Origin of the sequence: Neobacillus sp. CF12 (assembly GCF_030348765.1) — a bacterium.
In the GTDB taxonomy this organism is placed as follows: Bacteria; Bacillota; Bacilli; order Bacillales; family Cytobacillaceae; genus Neobacillus.
In genome coordinates, this window is record NZ_JAUCEU010000007.1 from 4,811,619 (window position 1) to 4,827,405 (window position 15,787).

The 15,787-nt window shown below is 38.9% G+C and carries 17 protein-coding genes and 1 riboswitch; of the genes, 15 read left to right on the plus strand and 2 right to left on the minus strand.

The genetic code is table 11. The annotated features are described in order from the left end of the window. Window positions 1-157: 157 nt before the first annotated feature. From QUG14_RS22825 to glnA, 4 genes are all read left to right on the plus strand, one after another. The gene (locus QUG14_RS22825) at window positions 158-976 is read left to right on the plus strand and encodes an ABC transporter ATP-binding protein (protein ID WP_289344213.1); all 819 of its coding nucleotides are present in this window, start codon (window positions 158-160) and stop codon (window positions 974-976) included. After that, complete coding sequence (locus QUG14_RS22830; RefSeq protein WP_289342746.1) at window positions 969-1,748, plus strand: IucA/IucC family C-terminal-domain containing protein; 780 nt, start codon at window positions 969-971, stop codon at window positions 1,746-1,748. Before QUG14_RS22825 ends, QUG14_RS22830 begins: the two co-directional genes overlap by 8 nt. Beyond that, window positions 1,708-1,953, plus strand: a complete 246-nt coding sequence (locus QUG14_RS22835; protein ID WP_289344214.1) for a DUF2573 family protein — start codon at window positions 1,708-1,710, stop codon at window positions 1,951-1,953. The genes QUG14_RS22830 and QUG14_RS22835 overlap by 41 nt, the downstream gene beginning before the upstream one ends. Window positions 1,954-2,160: 207 nt before the next feature. Continuing rightward, the gene (glnA, locus tag QUG14_RS22840) at window positions 2,161-3,525 is read left to right on the plus strand and encodes a type I glutamate--ammonia ligase (RefSeq protein WP_289342747.1); all 1,365 of its coding nucleotides are present in this window, start codon (window positions 2,161-2,163) and stop codon (window positions 3,523-3,525) included. A 59-nt stretch (window positions 3,526-3,584) separates the two neighbouring features. Here the strand turns inward: glnA and QUG14_RS22845 are convergent, their stop codons facing one another. Next, window positions 3,585-3,716 carry a YuzL family protein gene (locus QUG14_RS22845; RefSeq protein WP_133369132.1) on the minus strand — a complete coding sequence of 44 codons (132 nt, stop codon included), beginning with the start codon at window positions 3,714-3,716 and terminating at the stop codon, window positions 3,585-3,587. Between the two features lie 220 nt (window positions 3,717-3,936). Here QUG14_RS22845 and QUG14_RS22850 point away from each other — a divergent pair, with 220 nt between their 5' ends. The 3 genes from QUG14_RS22850 (at window position 3,937) to QUG14_RS22860 (ending at window position 9,588) form a co-directional block, all read left to right on the plus strand. Continuing rightward, on the plus strand, window positions 3,937-6,324 hold the full coding sequence (locus QUG14_RS22850; RefSeq protein ID WP_289342748.1) for a 3-hydroxyacyl-CoA dehydrogenase/enoyl-CoA hydratase family protein: 2,388 nt from the start codon (window positions 3,937-3,939) through the stop codon (window positions 6,322-6,324). 72 nt (window positions 6,325-6,396) lie between these two features. Next, entirely contained in the window at window positions 6,397-7,572 is a 1,176-nt protein-coding gene (locus QUG14_RS22855; RefSeq protein ID WP_289342749.1) for an acetyl-CoA C-acetyltransferase, read from the plus strand. Window positions 7,573-7,803: 231 nt separating this feature from the next. Further along, entirely contained in the window at window positions 7,804-9,588 is a 1,785-nt protein-coding gene (locus tag QUG14_RS22860) for an acyl-CoA dehydrogenase family protein (protein ID WP_289342750.1), read from the plus strand. 62 nt (window positions 9,589-9,650) lie between these two features. On the opposite strand, the gene QUG14_RS22865 is transcribed toward QUG14_RS22860, so the two are convergent. Next, window positions 9,651-10,094: an Rrf2 family transcriptional regulator gene (locus tag QUG14_RS22865; protein WP_289342751.1), complete on the minus strand. Its 444-nt coding sequence runs from the start codon at window positions 10,092-10,094 to the stop codon at window positions 9,651-9,653. 218 nt (window positions 10,095-10,312) lie between these two features. On the opposite strand from QUG14_RS22865, the gene QUG14_RS22870 reads away from it, so the two are divergent. The 8 genes from QUG14_RS22870 to QUG14_RS22905 all read left to right on the plus strand — a co-directional run bounded on the left by QUG14_RS22870 (window position 10,313) and on the right by QUG14_RS22905 (window position 15,473). Next, the gene (locus QUG14_RS22870) at window positions 10,313-11,188 is read left to right on the plus strand and encodes an SDR family oxidoreductase (protein ID WP_289342752.1); all 876 of its coding nucleotides are present in this window, start codon (window positions 10,313-10,315) and stop codon (window positions 11,186-11,188) included. A 202-nt stretch (window positions 11,189-11,390) separates the two neighbouring features. Beyond that, window positions 11,391-11,747, plus strand: a complete 357-nt coding sequence (locus tag QUG14_RS22875; RefSeq protein WP_289342753.1) for an arsenate reductase family protein — start codon at window positions 11,391-11,393, stop codon at window positions 11,745-11,747. Between the two features lie 77 nt (window positions 11,748-11,824). Continuing rightward, window positions 11,825-12,208, plus strand: a complete 384-nt coding sequence (gene gcvH / locus QUG14_RS22880; RefSeq protein ID WP_289342754.1) for a glycine cleavage system protein GcvH — start codon at window positions 11,825-11,827, stop codon at window positions 12,206-12,208. Window positions 12,209-12,322: 114 nt separating this feature from the next. Next, window positions 12,323-12,562, plus strand: a complete 240-nt coding sequence (locus QUG14_RS22885; RefSeq protein ID WP_289342755.1) for a YusG family protein — start codon at window positions 12,323-12,325, stop codon at window positions 12,560-12,562. Window positions 12,563-12,692: 130 nt separating this feature from the next. Next, the gene (locus QUG14_RS22890; protein ID WP_289342756.1) at window positions 12,693-13,049 is read left to right on the plus strand and encodes a toprim domain-containing protein; all 357 of its coding nucleotides are present in this window, start codon (window positions 12,693-12,695) and stop codon (window positions 13,047-13,049) included. Between the two features lie 4 nt (window positions 13,050-13,053). After that, a complete protein-coding gene (locus QUG14_RS22895; protein WP_289342757.1) occupies window positions 13,054-13,362 on the plus strand; it encodes a thioredoxin family protein in 309 nt (102 codons plus the stop codon). 125 nt (window positions 13,363-13,487) lie between these two features. Further along, entirely contained in the window at window positions 13,488-13,847 is a 360-nt protein-coding gene (locus QUG14_RS22900) for an SCP2 sterol-binding domain-containing protein (protein ID WP_289342758.1), read from the plus strand. A 309-nt stretch (window positions 13,848-14,156) separates the two neighbouring features. Continuing rightward, on the plus strand, window positions 14,157-15,473 hold the full coding sequence (locus tag QUG14_RS22905) for an O-acetylhomoserine aminocarboxypropyltransferase/cysteine synthase family protein (protein ID WP_289342759.1): 1,317 nt from the start codon (window positions 14,157-14,159) through the stop codon (window positions 15,471-15,473). Between the two features lie 136 nt (window positions 15,474-15,609). Continuing rightward, window positions 15,610-15,718: riboswitch (SAM riboswitch) on the plus strand. Window positions 15,719-15,787: the final 69 nt, after the last annotated feature.

Below are 15,787 nucleotides of genomic sequence, written 5' to 3' on the forward strand. Positions count from 1 at the left end.
ATTGACAATCATTATCAATTAATTATAAACTTAGAACTGTAGAGAATATTAATACTATATAAGGCGTAAATACAACCCACTAAAGGGTCAAAATCATATACTGTAAACAAGCCTAATAAACATAAACTTGATTGATTTCAAAAGGAGCTGGCAGATGATGAATGCGGTTGAAACGAAAAATTTATCACTTTCATACGGGGATACACTCATCATTGATGAATTAAATTTAAAAATTCCTAAAGGTGAAATTTCCGTTTTTATTGGAGCTAATGGCTGCGGAAAATCAACTCTTCTTCGTTCAATCGCCCGTCTTCTTAAGCCAAAATCCGGTGCGGTTATTTTGGAGGGCGAAGCCATTGCTAAGCTTTCGACGAAAGAAGTCGCAAAAAAAATGGCGATACTTCCTCAATCACCGTCCGCTCCTGAAGGACTGACTGTACTGCAGCTTGTAAAACAGGGACGTTATCCACATCAATCCTGGTTAAAACAATGGTCAGAAGAAGATGAGAGAAAGGTTCATGACGCCCTAAAAGCAACCCGGTTAGAGGATTTAAAAGAACGGACAGTTGATTCCCTTTCTGGAGGTCAAAGGCAGCGCGCCTGGATTGCCATGACCTTGGCACAGGATACGGATGTCATTCTTTTAGATGAGCCGACGACTTATTTAGATATGACACATCAGATTGAAATCCTCGACCTTCTTTTTGAACTGAATGAAAAGAAAAAAAGAACAGTTGTCATGGTTCTTCATGATTTAAATCTTGCGTGCCGCTATGCCCATAATATTGTTGCCCTAAAGGATCAAAAGGTTTATGCGCAAGGGCAGCCTGAGTACGTAATCAACTGCAGCCTGGTCAAAAATGTTTTTGGTATGGATTGTGAGGTTACTATGGATCCTTTATTCGGAACACCTCTTTGTATTCCTTATGGAAAAGGAAGATGTATACTCCAAAAGGCGGCCGTGTCCAATGGGTAATACACTTAAAGAAAATGACCTAAGCGCCTTACATAAATACAGGCTTAGGTCAGATATAGGCAAATCATTTAATGTGGCAAATTTACTAGATAAAAGATTTGTAACAGATTTCATGAAAAATTTAGCTTTTTCCATAGCTGCTCCTTCAGAAAGAACAGCTGCTTCCATATTTATAAAAAGATATGCATTTATTGCAGTCATTTCCCTTTTTGCAATGAGCACAAGCAATAAGAAAATGAATCTATCATTGAAAAATATTGAGATGGAAGAGCCGGAACGCGGGAAAGACTGGCTGCCGATGATTTCATTAAAGGATTCATCCATTGAGGAATGGAATGGGAAGGACCGGAATGAATGGAGAAAAGGTATTTGCCGCGATCTTTTTGCAAACAACCTTTACCCTTTAATTGAATACTTTGAAAAAACGTTTAAGGTTTCAAAACTAATTCTGTGGGAAAATATCGCTGTCTATTTGTTCTGGCTTTATGAGGCGGAGTTAAAGGATAGTGAGAATCCAAATGTACAAGATGATTTTCATTTCTTAATCATGGAAGCAGAGGGTAATCTGTTCGGCAGATACAATCTAAATCCGATACAAAAGTACTATTCCGAGAAAAATTCCATTGATGAAGTAAGGATAAGAAAAACCTGTTGTTTTACCTATCAGCTTGGATCAAAACGCTGTAAAACATGTCCTTGTACGCATATTACAAAGGATGGAGTGTGTTATGATGGAGAAAGTTTTTGCGGAGCAGTTCGAAGCATTAATTGAGAAATATAGTGACCTGCTTGTCGGTGAATCAAGTGAGGAAACGAAGGAAAAGGTTAAGACCTGGGCTCTATATTCCCATATAGCAAAGTCAATGCCTGCTTTGGCAAAGCATTGGAACGAACTTTATCCAGAAGCGAAGCAGGAAATGAAAGAAATAATCAATGAAATTAAATTACTTAATGAAAAGCATAGACAATTAAAGTAATATACAAAAAAATGAATATTTATTAATGATATGGCCGCCTTTTTTCATGAGGTGGCCTTTTACTTGTGCTGATTTAGAAAACGCTTTCTTTTTTATATGCATAAAATATTCGAAAAATTTAATAAAAAATGTTGTCAAAATTTATTTTTCATCCTATAATAAATCCAATGTTAGGAAACGTAACATGAAAATGGGAGGAGAAATAACATGACTGAAGCTATTCTTTCAAATGTTAAAGATCAATCTGAAATGGTTCAACAAATCAAAGAAGTAATAAATAAAAAAAGTGTCGAACTTCTGCACTTACAATTTGTAGATATTGAAGGAATCTTAAAACACATAACGGTAACGAGTGCACAATTGGAAGATGTGGTTGAAGGGAAAATCATGTTTGATGGATCCTCTATTAAAGGATTTTCACCAATCAATAAATCGGATTTATATTTACAACCTGATTTAGGTACCTTTGCTGTTTTACCTTGGACGGTTGAAGAAGGATATTCTGAAGCGCGTTTTCTATGCTCTGTTAAAAATCCGGATGGAACATGGTATGAAGGCGACACAAGAAATGTCTTAAAGAAAACAGTGGAACGTGCAGCAGATAAAGGATTTACCATTTCGGTAGGACCAGAGCTTGAGTTTTTCTTGTTTAAAACAGATGAAAACGGATATCCGACACAGGAATTAAGTGACAAAGCTGGATATTTCGAACCCTCACCTAAGGATCTTGGCGAGAGAGTTCGTTTAGAAATCTACCGAGCGTTAAAAGCAATGGGCTTTACCATCGAAGCATCACACCATGAAGTAGCCGAGGGGCAGCATGAGATTAATTTTAAATATGCTGATGCCTTAGGTGCAGCTGATCTTTCGACTACATATAAATGGGTTGTCAAAACTGTAGCAAAGAAATATGGTCTTCATGCAACGTTTATGCCTAAACCTGTTTTTGGTATTAACGGTTCAGGAATGCATGTGAACATGTCATTCTTTGAAGGAAGTGAAAATGCCTTTTTTGATCCGACGGATGATTTACAACTTTCAAATAAAGCGTATCAATTTATTGCAGGTTTAATTGAAAACGTAAAGAGTTTTACAGCACTGACGAATCCGCTTGTAAACTCGTATAAACGTTTAGTACCTGGATATGAGGCACCTTGCTATATCGCTTGGAGCGCATCAAACCGTTCTGCATTAATTCGAATTCCAGCAAAAAAGGGTATGGCCACTCGTGTTGAGTTAAGATGTCCGGACCCATCAGCCAATCCATACTTAACTTTTGCGGTTATTGCATCTGCAGGTTTAGATGGTATTGAGCAAGGATTAGCCGTGCCGTTTCCAATTAATGAAGATATTTTCCATATGACAGAAGAGCGCCGTGGTGAACTTGGAATTGAAAGTCTTCCTGGAAGTTTAGAGGCTGCATTACAGGAATTAGAGGATGGGGAGATTGGACGTAAAACATTGGGTGACCATGTTTATGATGAGTTTGTTTCCTTGAAAAAGGCTGAATGGGATAGTTATCGTACTGCAGTTCATTCATGGGAAATTGAAAATTATCAAGCTAAGTTTTAGTAGCAAAAGAAGCAGGCTGAATTATTCCAGCCTGCTTCTTTTTCCAACTCTTCATGCATTTATCTTTTATACTGATTGTTTTGGCTGTTTACTTTGTTTTTGTCCGCTTGTTCTCCGCCAGGACCGGCGTTTCCTTGAACGCTAGCGGCGCTTACGCCTCTTTTAGATGGGTCTTTCTTCATTTTACCCATACATCATCACCTCAATAATAGGATGCCCAATTCAAATTTTTTATGTAAATGTAGTGGGTAATACCACTTTACAAAAAAAATAATAAATTTTCCACGTTTACTTGTTGCGCAAATTTTTGAAATATTCTATAGTTATAATTAGCAGAACTCATTCATTTGTGAATTTTTTTTGACAAAAAAATGAATGAGTATTCATTCAAATCCTATGAAGGGGGAGAAAATGTTGAACCAACTTATTAAAAAAGCAGCTGTTTTAGGCTCAGGAGTTATGGGATCGGGAATCGCTGCTCACCTAGCAAACATCGGTATACCGACATTATTATTAGATATTATTCCTCGGGAGTTAACAGAAGAGGAAAAGGCAAAAGGACTAACATTAGAAGATAAGCAGGTTCGTAATCGAATAAGCAGCCAATCAATTCAGAAATTATTAAAACAAAAACCTGCTCCATTAGCGGTAAAGAAGAACCTTGCACTTATTGAAGCAGGTAACTTAGAAGATGACCTCGTTAAATTAAAAGATGTTGACTGGATAATCGAAGTTGTCGTTGAAAATCTCAATGTAAAAAAGCAGGTCTTTGAAAAGGTGGATCACTATCGTAAACCCGGCAGCATCATCAGCTCTAATACATCAGGAATTTCAGTTGAAGCGATGGCAGAAGGAAGGTCAGATGATTTTAAAAAGCATTTCCTTGGCACACACTTCTTTAACCCGCCAAGATACTTAAAATTACTTGAAGTTATTCCTACTCAATATACTAGCCAGGAAGTCATTTCATTCATGAAAACATTTGGTGAGGATGTATTAGGTAAGGGTGTTGTTCTTGCAAAAGATACACCGAATTTCATTGCCAACCGGATTGGAACTTACGGTCTCCTCGTTACTGTACAAGAAATGCTAAAGGGCGGATATAGTGTAGGGGAAGTTGATTCCGTCACAGGTCCTCTTGTTGGCCGACCATCAAGTGCTACTTTCCGTACGTTGGATGTTGTTGGGTTAGATACCTTTGCACATGTAGCAGGAAATGTTTACGAAAAAGTCACAGGTAAAGAAAAGGAAGTTTTTGAAGTTCCTTCATTTATGAAAACGATGCTTGAAAAAGGTTGGTTAGGAAGCAAATCAGGGCAAGGCTTCTTCCTGAAGAAAGGGAAAGAAATCCTTGAACTTGACCCTGCTACATTAGAATATGTACCTCGTAAAAAGCTGAAAACTGCTGCCACTGAAATGAGTAAACAAGAAAAAGGCACGGCAAATAAATTGAAAGCGCTTGTATACGCACAAGATCGTGCTGGTGAACTTTTATGGAATATCTTTAGTCCTGTTCTAGTATACTCTGCACAACTTCTAGGCGAAATTGCTGACACGGTGGTCGATATTGACCGTGCCATGAAGTGGGGCTTCGGCTGGGAGATGGGTCCGTTTGAAACATGGGATGCCATTGGATTGGAGAAATCAGTCGAAAAGATGAAGAATGATGGCTTAGAAATTCCATTATGGCTAACAGAAATGCTTTCGAAGGGGCATACATCTTTCTATTTAGAAGAAAATGGTGAAACGTTCTTTTATAAAAATGGTGAATACCGCTTAGTGGAAAGTAATCCAAAAGCGATTGATTTGAAAGTATTAAAGAAACAAAAAGGTGTCATTAAAAAGAATGGTGGTGCCAGCTTACTTGATTTAGGTGATGGAGTAGCACTTCTAGAATTCCATTCTCCGAATAATGCGATTGGCCTTGATATTATCCAAATGATTAACTTTGCAATAGATGAAGTTGAGAACAATTACAAAGGGCTTGTAATCGGTAACCAGGGTAAGAACTTCTGTGTCGGTGCGAACTTAGCGATGATGCTAATGGAAGCACAAGATGATAATATCTTTGAACTTGAAATGGTCATTCGTCAATTCCAAAATGCAATGATGAAAGTGAAATATAGTGTTAAACCAGTCGTTGCAGCACCATTTGCGATGACACTTGGCGGTGGAGCAGAAGTATGTTTACCTGCTGCTCACATCCAAGCATCAGCAGAAACTTATATGGGGCTTGTTGAAGTTGGTGTCGGTTTACTTCCAGGCGGCGGCGGTAATAAGGAGTTATATATTAAGCATTTAGAAGGTCTGCCGAATGGCGTTCAAGTTGACCTGCAAAACATTGCGAATAAAGTGTTTGAAACAATTGCGACAGCAAAAGTATCGACTTCTGGTGCAGAAGCGCGTGAGAATAATTTCTTAGGCTTAGCAGATGGCATCAGTGTTAACGGAGATCACCTGTTATACGATGCAAAACAAGCTGTACTCGCCTTGCATGAAAAGGGATATGTACAAAAGGCACGCAGAAAAGTACCGGTAGTGGGTGAGACAGGATACGCAACACTCTTACTGGGAGCACAATCGATGTTCTTATCAGGATATATTTCAGAGCATGATTTAAAAATAGCCAAAAAAGTGGCTTATGTAATTGCTGGTGGAAAGGTTCCATATGGCACGGAAGTAGATGAGCAATATTTATTGGATTTAGAAAGAGAAGCATTCATAAGTTTAATTAGAGAAGGAAAAACACAACAGCGTATGCAGCACATGTTGGTAAAAGGAAAACCATTACGTAATTAAATAAGCGGAGGCGCCAAGGCGCAATAGCTAGAAAAATAGATTGCTACTATTAGAGGAAAGAGAGGGAACGAAATGAGAGAAGCGGTAATTGTAGCCGGAGCACGGACCCCGGTTGGTAAAGCAAAGAAAGGCACGCTTGCCCATGTTCGCCCTGATGATTTGGGAGCATTGGTTGTAAAAGAAACATTAAAACGTGCAGGAAATTATGAAGGAAATATTGATGATTTAATCATTGGATGTGCAATGCCCGAAGCTGAGCAGGGAAATAACATGGCTCGGAATATTGGGGCATTAGCAGGTCTGCCACACACAGTTCCGGCGATCACGATTAATCGTTTTTGTTCATCTGGATTACAGGCAATTGCCTATGCGGCACAAGGGATTATGCTCGGTCATACTGATACAGCGATTGCTGGTGGAGCAGAATCGATGAGTCTAATTCCAATGGCAGGGCATGTGGTTCGGCCAAATGTAAAGCTAGCAGAATCAGCACCAGAGTATTATATGGGAATGGGTCATACCGCTGAGGAAGTAGCCAAGAAATATGGTATTTCTCGTGAGGATCAAGACGCCTTTGCCGTTCGCAGTCATCAAAAAGCGGCAAAGGCCATTCAGGAAGGGAAATTCGTAGAAGAAATCGTTCCTGTGGATGTTACCTTCCGTTCTGTCGGCAAAGACAACAAGCTAGTCGAAAGAACGATCCAGTTTTCTCAAGATGAAGGCGTACGACCTGATACAAATGTACAATCGTTGGCTAAACTTCGCCCGGCTTTCTCAGTGACAGGTTCTGTTACAGCTGGTAATGCTTCTCAAACAAGTGATGGAGCAGCAGCATTAATGATTATGGACCGTGAAAAGGCAGAGTCACTCGGACTAAAGCCACTAGCTAAATTCAGATCATTTGCAGTTGGAGGCGTACCACCAGAAATAATGGGAGTTGGTCCTGTAGTCGCAGTACCAAAGGCTGTTAAGTTGGCTGGTTTAGAACTATCTGATATTAATCTTTTCGAATTAAACGAAGCATTCGCATCTCAATCCCTACAAGTCATTCGTGAGCTTGGCTTAGATGAAGAAAAGGTAAATGTAAATGGTGGAGCAATCGCACTAGGTCATCCACTAGGCTGTACAGGAGCAAAACTTACACTAACACTTATCCATGAATTAAAGCGCCGTAATCAACAATTTGGCGTCGTAACCATGTGCATAGGCGGCGGAATGGGCGCAGCCGGAGTATTTGAACTTTTATAAAAAGGGTAAATAGTTTGTAGAAGTTAAATGAGCGGAAGGCACGAAGACTCCTGCAGGAGTACGGAGCAGGTGAGACCCCGCAGGCGCTAGCGCCGAGGAGGCTCACCGCAACGCCTGCGGAAAGCGAAGTGCCTCGTGACAGGCAAGGACCGCCTGTCACTGGGTAGATTATTCTAGAAGCTTTCCTTAGTGGAGCGGAATATATCACTACAAAAATAGGGGGAAAAAGTAATGGCACAACAAACAGAAAAAATTATTAAAGGCGGAAGCTTTTTAATCGACGATATTTCCTATGACCGGATTTTAACACCAGAAGATTTTAATGAAGAACAATTAATGATTGCCAAAACAGCAGAAGACTTCATTGAAAAAGAAGTTCTTCCACAACTTGAACACCTTGAAAACCATGAATTTGACCGCACTGTAAAGCTTTTAAAGCAAGCAGGTGATCTAGGACTATTGGCAGCGGATGTTCCTGAAGAATATGAAGGATTAGGTTTAGATAAAGTAACATCTTCTCTCGTAACTGAAAAAATGTCAAAGGCTGGCGGCTTCTCGTTATCCTATGGCGCACATGTTGGGATCGGCTCATTGCCAATCGTTTTATTCGGAAACGAAGAGCAAAAGAAAAAATATTTACCTGCACTTGCTTCAGGTGAAAAAATTGCCGCTTACGCTTTAACTGAGCCAGGATCTGGATCGGATGCCCTTGGTGCAAGAACAACAGCGAAATTAAATGCAGCAGGTACACATTACATCCTTAACGGTGAAAAGCAATGGATTACCAACGCTGGATTTGCCGATGTATTTGTTGTCTATACAAAAATTGATGGCGAACATTTTACGGCTTTCATTGTAGAAAGAGATTTCCCTGGAGTTTCAACTGGGGCGGAAGAAAAGAAAATGGGGATTAAGAGTTCTTCCACACGTACTCTTATTCTAGAAGATGTACCTGTTCCTGTTGAAAATCTATTAGGTGAATATGGAAAAGGTCACGTCATTGCCTTTAATATTTTAAATATTGGTCGATATAAATTAGCCGTTGGTGGAGTTGGCGGTTCTAAAAATGCATTTGAATTAGCTGTAAAATATGCAAACGGCCGCAAGCAATTTAATACACCAATTTCTCAGTTCAATTTAACCAAAGAAAAGTTCGGTACCATGGCTTCGAAAATCTATGCAGCAGAAAGCTCTGTCTACCGTACGATCGGACTGTATGAAGAGCATCAAGGAAAACTTACGACGGAAGAGCAAAAAGATATTAAATTAGTGGCCAATTCGATTGCAGAGTATGCGATTGAATGCTCTGTTAATAAGTTTTTCTGTAGTGAGGTGTTGGATTATGTAGTGGATGAGGGTGTCCAAATTCACGGTGGATACGGCTTCATGCAGGAATATACGATCGAAAGAGCATATCGTGATTCTCGTATAAATCGTATTTTTGAAGGTACAAATGAAATTAACCGTCTACTCGTTCCTGGCACCTATATTAAAAAGGCATTTAAAGGGGAACTCCCATTATTCCAAAAAGCAATGGCGCTTCAAGAGGAAATCATGATGCTAATGCCTGAAGAGCCAGGTGATGAGCCGCTTGCACAAGAAAAACATTTAGTAAGCAATGCAAAGAAAATCGGCTTGTTAGCTGCCGGTTTAGCTGCACAAAAATTTGGTAAGTCATTAGATAAGGAGCAAGAAATTTTATCAAATATTGCCGACATTGTTTCGAATGCATATGCAATGGAATCTGTTGTTCTACGGACAGAAAAAGCAATTGCAAAGTCTGGTCTTGAGAAAAATAAACAAAAGCTACTTTATACACAAATCTTCTGTCAAGAAGCTTTCAATGAAATCGAGCAGCATGCTAAAGAAACTTTAGTAGCTACTGAACAAGGGGATACTCTCCGTATGCTAGTATCTGCCCTTCGCAAACTTACACGCCACACGCCAATCAACGTGATTGCGAAGAAACGTGAAGTTGCTGATGTTGCTATTGAAGCTGAACGCTACATCGTTTAGTTTAATTGGTGGGTATTTCCATTGAAGAGGATCAACAAATAAAGCCTAAATCGCATAGCGGTTTAGGCTTTATTTGTTGAATTCTCTTTTTCAACAATATCCTTAACAATATCTTCAATTGTTACATTTCCTAATACTTTTTCCAATGCTAGTTGTGCTGTGGACAATACCGGAATTAAAGCTTCTTGAATGTTCCTGCCTACTGGACATTTTGGATTTGGACTTTCGTGGAGACTAAACAATTCATTCTCCTGTACTACATTAACTGCCTTATATACTTCTAGTAATGTAATTTCAGATAAATTCCTGGCAAGGTTGGTCCCCGCGATACCTGGGTGTACTTCTACTAGCCCAGCCTTCTTTAGCATTCCTATAATTTTTCTTATTAGGGCAGGATTTGTGTTTACACTTTCTGCTAAATACTCCGATGAACTTATCCCATCTTTATTAAACTCAATTAAAGATAATATATGAATTCCTACAGCAAATCGGCTGCTGATTGACATAATTAGTCACCTTCCTTGATTAATTTATAACATAATTTTTAATGTAATTGTAATGGTTACAACTATTTTTTGTTCTCTTATACAATTAAAAGTTGGTATTTATATTGACAAAAACACCAATTGTAATTAATATGGTTACAGGTAATCAAATTGATTACAGTTTAACTTAAGCGATGATTCTAAAAATTTCTAATAAACATTTATAGGGGGAATAGACAATGAAAATGTTAGTCACAGGAGCTACAGGGAACCTGGGTACCAAAATAATAGATACATTATTAAAGACTGTACCGGCAAGTCAACTCGCTGTCAGTGTTCGAAATCCAGAGAAAGCGGAAAGGCTGCGAGTTCGTGGAGTAGAAGTTCGCCATGGAGATTTTGATCATCCTGAAACATTGGTTTCTGCTTTTGCAGGAATTGACCGATTATTAATTATTTCTGCGGATGGTGACAATGAAACAAGAATCCGCCAACATACAGATGCTGTTGCTGCCGCAGAGGGTGCTGGAGTTAAATTTATTGCTTATACCAGCTTAGGGAATGCAAGTGAGAGCAAGTTGTTCCTTGCGCCACCCCATAAAGCAACGGAAGAAGCTATCTTGAAAACTGGTATTCCTTACTCATTCATAAGGAATAACTGGTATTTGGAGAATGAAATCTCAAGCATACAAGGTGTGATAGCAGGAGCACCTTGGGTGACGTCTGCAGGTTCTGGCAAGGTTGGTTGGGCACCACAACAAGATTATGCTGAGGCTGCAGCAGCTGTACTGTCAGGTACTAGCCATGAGAATACTGTTTACGAACTTTCTGGCAAACTAATGACTCAGGAAGAATTTGCATCTGCTCTCGGCGCTGTATTGGGGAAAGAAGTTCCTGTGCACCAGGTTGATGATGCTAAATATTCCGACATCATGAAAGGTGCTGGAGTACCAGAATTTATTATTCCTTTTCTTGTTGATATCCAAAAAGGCGTTCGGGATGGTGGATTAGAGATTGAGAGCGAAGATTTCGAAAAGTTGCTTGGTCGCCCTGCTACACCAATAAATGAAGTTCTAAGTCAAATTATTAATCAAATATCGCAAACAAATAATTAAATCAAAAATCCGGCTCTCTAAATGAAATAGAGGTCGGTTTTTTTAGGTTAATATAATAAAAATTACATTTGTAGGCAGGACTTTCTCGAATTTAGTCGAAAGAATGTAAGTGAAGCATTTTTACTTTTTTTCTCGTTATGTTACTATTCAAGTGACGAATAACGTCAATTGATGTTTTGGCACAAGGAGGGGGTGGAAACAGATGTCTCTTACTTTTTACTGGTACCCGAAATGCGGTACATGTCGAAATGCGAAGAAATGGCTGGATAAACATCAACTTTCCTACAAAGAAATACATATTGTTGAAAACACGCCATCAAAGGCAGAACTTCAGGAGATATACGAGAAAGGCAACCTGGAATTAAAGAAATTCTTTAATACCAGCGGGCAAAAGTATCGTGAACTAGGGATTAAGGATAAAATATCTACGGCTTCTGAAGATGAACTGCTAGAATTGTTAGCCTCAGATGGGATGTTAATCAAAAGACCATTATTAACAGATGGAGAAAAAGTAACAGTGGGTTTTAAAGAAGAAGAGTATGAGAAAGTTTGGTTGTAAGTATATTTCCTACTTTTCAAAAAAGTAAGTCCAGTTAATCGATGATGGAATTTAGAAAATAATGGAGGGATTTTGTAATGACTACACCAAAGGAATTGCGTTATTCTGAAGAACATGAATGGGTAAAGGTTGAAGGAGAAACAGTCCGTGTAGGTATCACTCACTTTGCACAATCTGAACTAGGTGATATCGTTTTCGTTGAACTTCCTGAAGTTGGCGATGAAGTGACTGCTGATGAGCCATTTGGCAGCGTTGAATCCGTTAAAACTGTTTCAGAATTGTATGCACCGTTAAGTGGAAAGGTTGTTGCGGTGAACGAAGATTTAAGTGACAGCCCTGAATTTGTAAACGAATCTCCATATGAAAAGGCATGGATGATTGTTATCGAGCCTTCAGACAGCAGTGAAATAGACAACCTCATGACTGCAGAGCAATATGAGGAAATGATTAAAGAAGACTAGTTAAGACAAACACCTTGTTTTTCAAGGTGTTTTTTTTATGGAGAAAATTAGCACCATCTATATTTTAAAACTGGGAGACACTATAATAAACTTTAATTAAAAGGGGCTCTTGGTATGACATTGAAACAACAGAAAATAGATGTAACAGATCGTGTAGTTGGAAAAATGAAAAATGGCGAGATGGAATTGTTTCTAGATGATACCCCAATTGGAAAAATTCAGCTGCCAGGAGACATGACTTTTCAACTTGATCAACGATTTGAAGTGGAACAGCGGAAGATTTTTCAGAATGTGACAGTGACAGAGCAGCCAAATGCAAAATATACGGATTGTGATGATGGTGGATGGTGCTAGGACAATTCTCTGAGCAAACACCTATTATCATAAAAACAATCATGGTATAGTTAACATATTCACACGTTATTCAGTTTATTGAATATGTTAACATCAAACAAATAACTTTCTATTGTATAGGTGATGGATGATGAATGATACGTATGGTGATAAAGTTCTGATTGTAGAAGGCAAATCAGATAAGAAAAAGGTAAAAAGTATTCTGAAGGAACCAATCGAAATTGTCTGCACAAATGGGACTATAAGCATGACGAAATTGGACGAATTAATTGATACACTTGAAGATAAAGACGTCTATATCCTCGTTGATGCCGATGATGCTGGTGAAAAGCTTCGAAAACAATTAAAAAGGGAGTTCCCTCAAGCGGAACATATCTATATTGACAGGATGTACCGTGAAGTAGCAACTGCACCCGTTTATCATCTAGCCACAGTCCTCTTAGGTGCAAATATTGATGTTCATTCAGAATTTTTAGAAATGGGTTAAAAAAATGACCGATTGGAACCTTGATGATGTATCATCATTCTTAAAAAATCATTCATCTGGACTCATTTACTTCTATACTCCCTTATGTGGTACTTGTCAGGTAGCATCGAGAATGCTCCAAGTCATAGAGAAAATGGTTGACGTGAATATAGGAAAAATGAATCTAAATTTTTCCCCTGAATTAGCAAATAAGTTTGAAATAGAAAGTGTACCATGCTTGTTAATTATTAAGGATGGAGAAGTACTTGAGATGATTTATGCATTTCGCTCTGTTCCTTTTCTATATGAAAAAATTAAACAATCGTTACTCTAAACAGATGCAGATGCGTCTGTTTTTTGTGTGTGCTAAAGTAGAAAATTGTCGATGAAATAAAGAAGGACTTCTGATCCATTTACTTGAATATATAACAGAATGGAGAGAAATCGGAGTGATGGAAAATGGAAGAAATGATACAAGTATTCCTTTCTGCTATCAAGAAATGCGATCACGTTCTTAAATTGATTGAAAACCTGGATGGTCTAAAAATAAAGCTGGTTTGCGAAAACGCAGAGGGTCTTCTTGTATTTCATCGTGGGGAGGTTTTCTCACTCGTTGACAATGATGATCGTTCAGTCACTTATGTCATAAGAGGTCAGCGAGATTCCATCTATAGTCTGCTTGAAGGCAATCAAAAATTAAGGACTTTAATCCAAAACAAAAAACTTAAAATAACCGCACCATTTCGCACCATTCTACTAATCGAATCAATCTTTTACTTAACCAAACCAGAGAAGCAGTTTGATAAGTTTATTTCATAGGCTGTGTAAAGCAAAATTTATTTTGCACTCTGTTGATTTCCGTGGAAGGCACGAAGACTCCTCGAAAATTGCTATCGCATTTTCTTCGTGCGTGGGCAGATTCGAGGAAGTAAATCAATGTCCTGCGGGAGACCCCGCAGGCGCTTTAGCGCCGAGGAGGCGTACCGCCCGCGGAAAGCGAAATGCCTCGTGACAGGCAAAGACCGCTTTTCACTGCGGTGATTATTCAAAGAAGCTTTCCTTAGTGGAGCGGAAATTAACAGACTATTTTACACAGCCTTCAACAAAAATATTGGAGGAGTGTTTAGTATGGGGGAAAATCAAAAGAATTATCGTTTTGAAACGTTGAGTGTTCATGGTGGATTGGCACCAGATCCAGTAACAGGAGCACGTGCCGTACCAATCTATCAAAATAATGCTTACCAATTTAAAAACACAGAACATGCTGCAAATCTTTTTGCGTTGAAGGAAACTGGATACATATATACACGCATTCATAACCCAACCACTACCGTTTTCGAGGAAAGAGTTGCACTATTAGAAGGCGGAGTGGGAGCGTTAGCGGTAGCAAGCGGAATGGCTGCGATTACTTTGGCAATCTTAAATATTGCTGAAGCAGGAGATGAAATTGTTTCAGCCTCAACTTTATATGGCGGCACATATAATTTATTTGCTGTGACGCTTCCGAAATATGGAATCAACGTTAAGTTTGTAGACCCTGAAGATCCAGAAAATTTCCGTGCAGCGATTACCGATAAAACAAAAGCAGTGTTTGCCGAAACGATCGGCAATCCGTCTTTAAGAATCCTTGATATTGAAAAGGTAGCGGGAATTGCCCACGAAGCTGGAGTCCCGTTAATCATTGATAATACATTTGCGACTCCATACCTATGCCGACCAATCGAATTTGGTGCTGATATTGTTATCCATTCAGCAACGAAATGGCTTTTAGGTAATGGAACAACAACAGGCGGGGTTATTGTAGACGGAGGAAAATTTGATTGGAATTCACCTAAATTTCCTGGTTTTACGACTCCTGACCCAAGCTATCATGACCTTGTATATGCAGAAGCACTTGGTGCTGTTGCCTACATTATTAAAGCCCGCGTACAGTTATTGCGTGATTTAGGACCATCATTAAGTCCACAAAACGCATTTCAATTCACGCTTGGACTTGAAACACTTCATGTCCGTATGAAGGAACATGTTGCGAATACAAAAGAAGTAGTTAATTACTTATTAAAGCATCCTGCAGTGGAATGGGTATCTTACCCTGGTCACCCATCACACCCTGATCATGAGTTGGCTGCTAAGTATTTGCCAAAAGGAGCAGGTTCCATCATTGTATTTGGTATAAAAGGTGGAAGAGAAGCAGGAGCTAAATTAATCGATTCCATTACCCTATTTGCCCATGTAGCGAATGTTGGTGACGCAAAGAGCTTAATTATTCATCCAGCCAGCACTACCCATCAGCAGTTAGATGCAGAAGGGCTTAAGGCTTCTGGAGTTTCAGAGGACCTAATTCGCCTTTCTATTGGTATTGAAAATGTTGAGGACCTAATTGATGACCTAGAATCAGCGATTGAAGCAGCTACGGGTGTTGCTTCCTTAAAGGCGAAGGCTTAAATTAGGATAAAAGAGTTTATTCAAAATATGTGGAAAATTTGTTTGACACCACTTTTTATCCATGTTAAGATTGCTTTTGTACTAAAATTATTGCTCTAATCCATGAACGTATTAATTGAATATAGAATGCTGTAAACTCTTATCAAGAGAGGTGGAGGGATGTGCCCGATGAAGCCCGGCAACCGTCAATATTATTATTGAAATGGTGCCAATTCACACAAAGCGTATGCTTTGGAAGATGGGAGAAAGGTCTTTATTTATGATGCCTTTCTGCCTATGCAGAAAGGCTTTTTAATTTTCTAATATAAGAATGT

Coding starts and splice junctions, on each gene's coding strand:
- QUG14_RS22825 (WP_289344213.1), top strand. CDS start 158: ATGAATGCGGTTGAAACGAAAAATTTATCACTTTCATACGGGGATACA.
- QUG14_RS22830 (WP_289342746.1), top strand. CDS start 969: ATGGGTAATACACTTAAAGAAAATGACCTAAGCGCCTTACATAAATAC.
- QUG14_RS22835 (WP_289344214.1), top strand. CDS start 1,708: ATGGAGAAAGTTTTTGCGGAGCAGTTCGAAGCATTAATTGAGAAATAT.
- glnA (WP_289342747.1), top strand. CDS start 2,161: ATGACTGAAGCTATTCTTTCAAATGTTAAAGATCAATCTGAAATGGTT.
- QUG14_RS22845 (WP_133369132.1), bottom strand. CDS start 3,716: ATGGGTAAAATGAAGAAAGACCCATCTAAAAGAGGCGTAAGCGCCGCT.
- QUG14_RS22850 (WP_289342748.1), top strand. CDS start 3,937: ATGTTGAACCAACTTATTAAAAAAGCAGCTGTTTTAGGCTCAGGAGTT.
- QUG14_RS22855 (WP_289342749.1), top strand. CDS start 6,397: ATGAGAGAAGCGGTAATTGTAGCCGGAGCACGGACCCCGGTTGGTAAA.
- QUG14_RS22860 (WP_289342750.1), top strand. CDS start 7,804: ATGGCACAACAAACAGAAAAAATTATTAAAGGCGGAAGCTTTTTAATC.
- QUG14_RS22865 (WP_289342751.1), bottom strand. CDS start 10,094: ATGTCAATCAGCAGCCGATTTGCTGTAGGAATTCATATATTATCTTTA.
- QUG14_RS22870 (WP_289342752.1), top strand. CDS start 10,313: ATGAAAATGTTAGTCACAGGAGCTACAGGGAACCTGGGTACCAAAATA.
- QUG14_RS22875 (WP_289342753.1), top strand. CDS start 11,391: ATGTCTCTTACTTTTTACTGGTACCCGAAATGCGGTACATGTCGAAAT.
- gcvH (WP_289342754.1), top strand. CDS start 11,825: ATGACTACACCAAAGGAATTGCGTTATTCTGAAGAACATGAATGGGTA.
- QUG14_RS22885 (WP_289342755.1), top strand. CDS start 12,323: ATGACATTGAAACAACAGAAAATAGATGTAACAGATCGTGTAGTTGGA.
- QUG14_RS22890 (WP_289342756.1), top strand. CDS start 12,693: ATGAATGATACGTATGGTGATAAAGTTCTGATTGTAGAAGGCAAATCA.
- QUG14_RS22895 (WP_289342757.1), top strand. CDS start 13,054: ATGACCGATTGGAACCTTGATGATGTATCATCATTCTTAAAAAATCAT.
- QUG14_RS22900 (WP_289342758.1), top strand. CDS start 13,488: ATGGAAGAAATGATACAAGTATTCCTTTCTGCTATCAAGAAATGCGAT.
- QUG14_RS22905 (WP_289342759.1), top strand. CDS start 14,157: ATGGGGGAAAATCAAAAGAATTATCGTTTTGAAACGTTGAGTGTTCAT.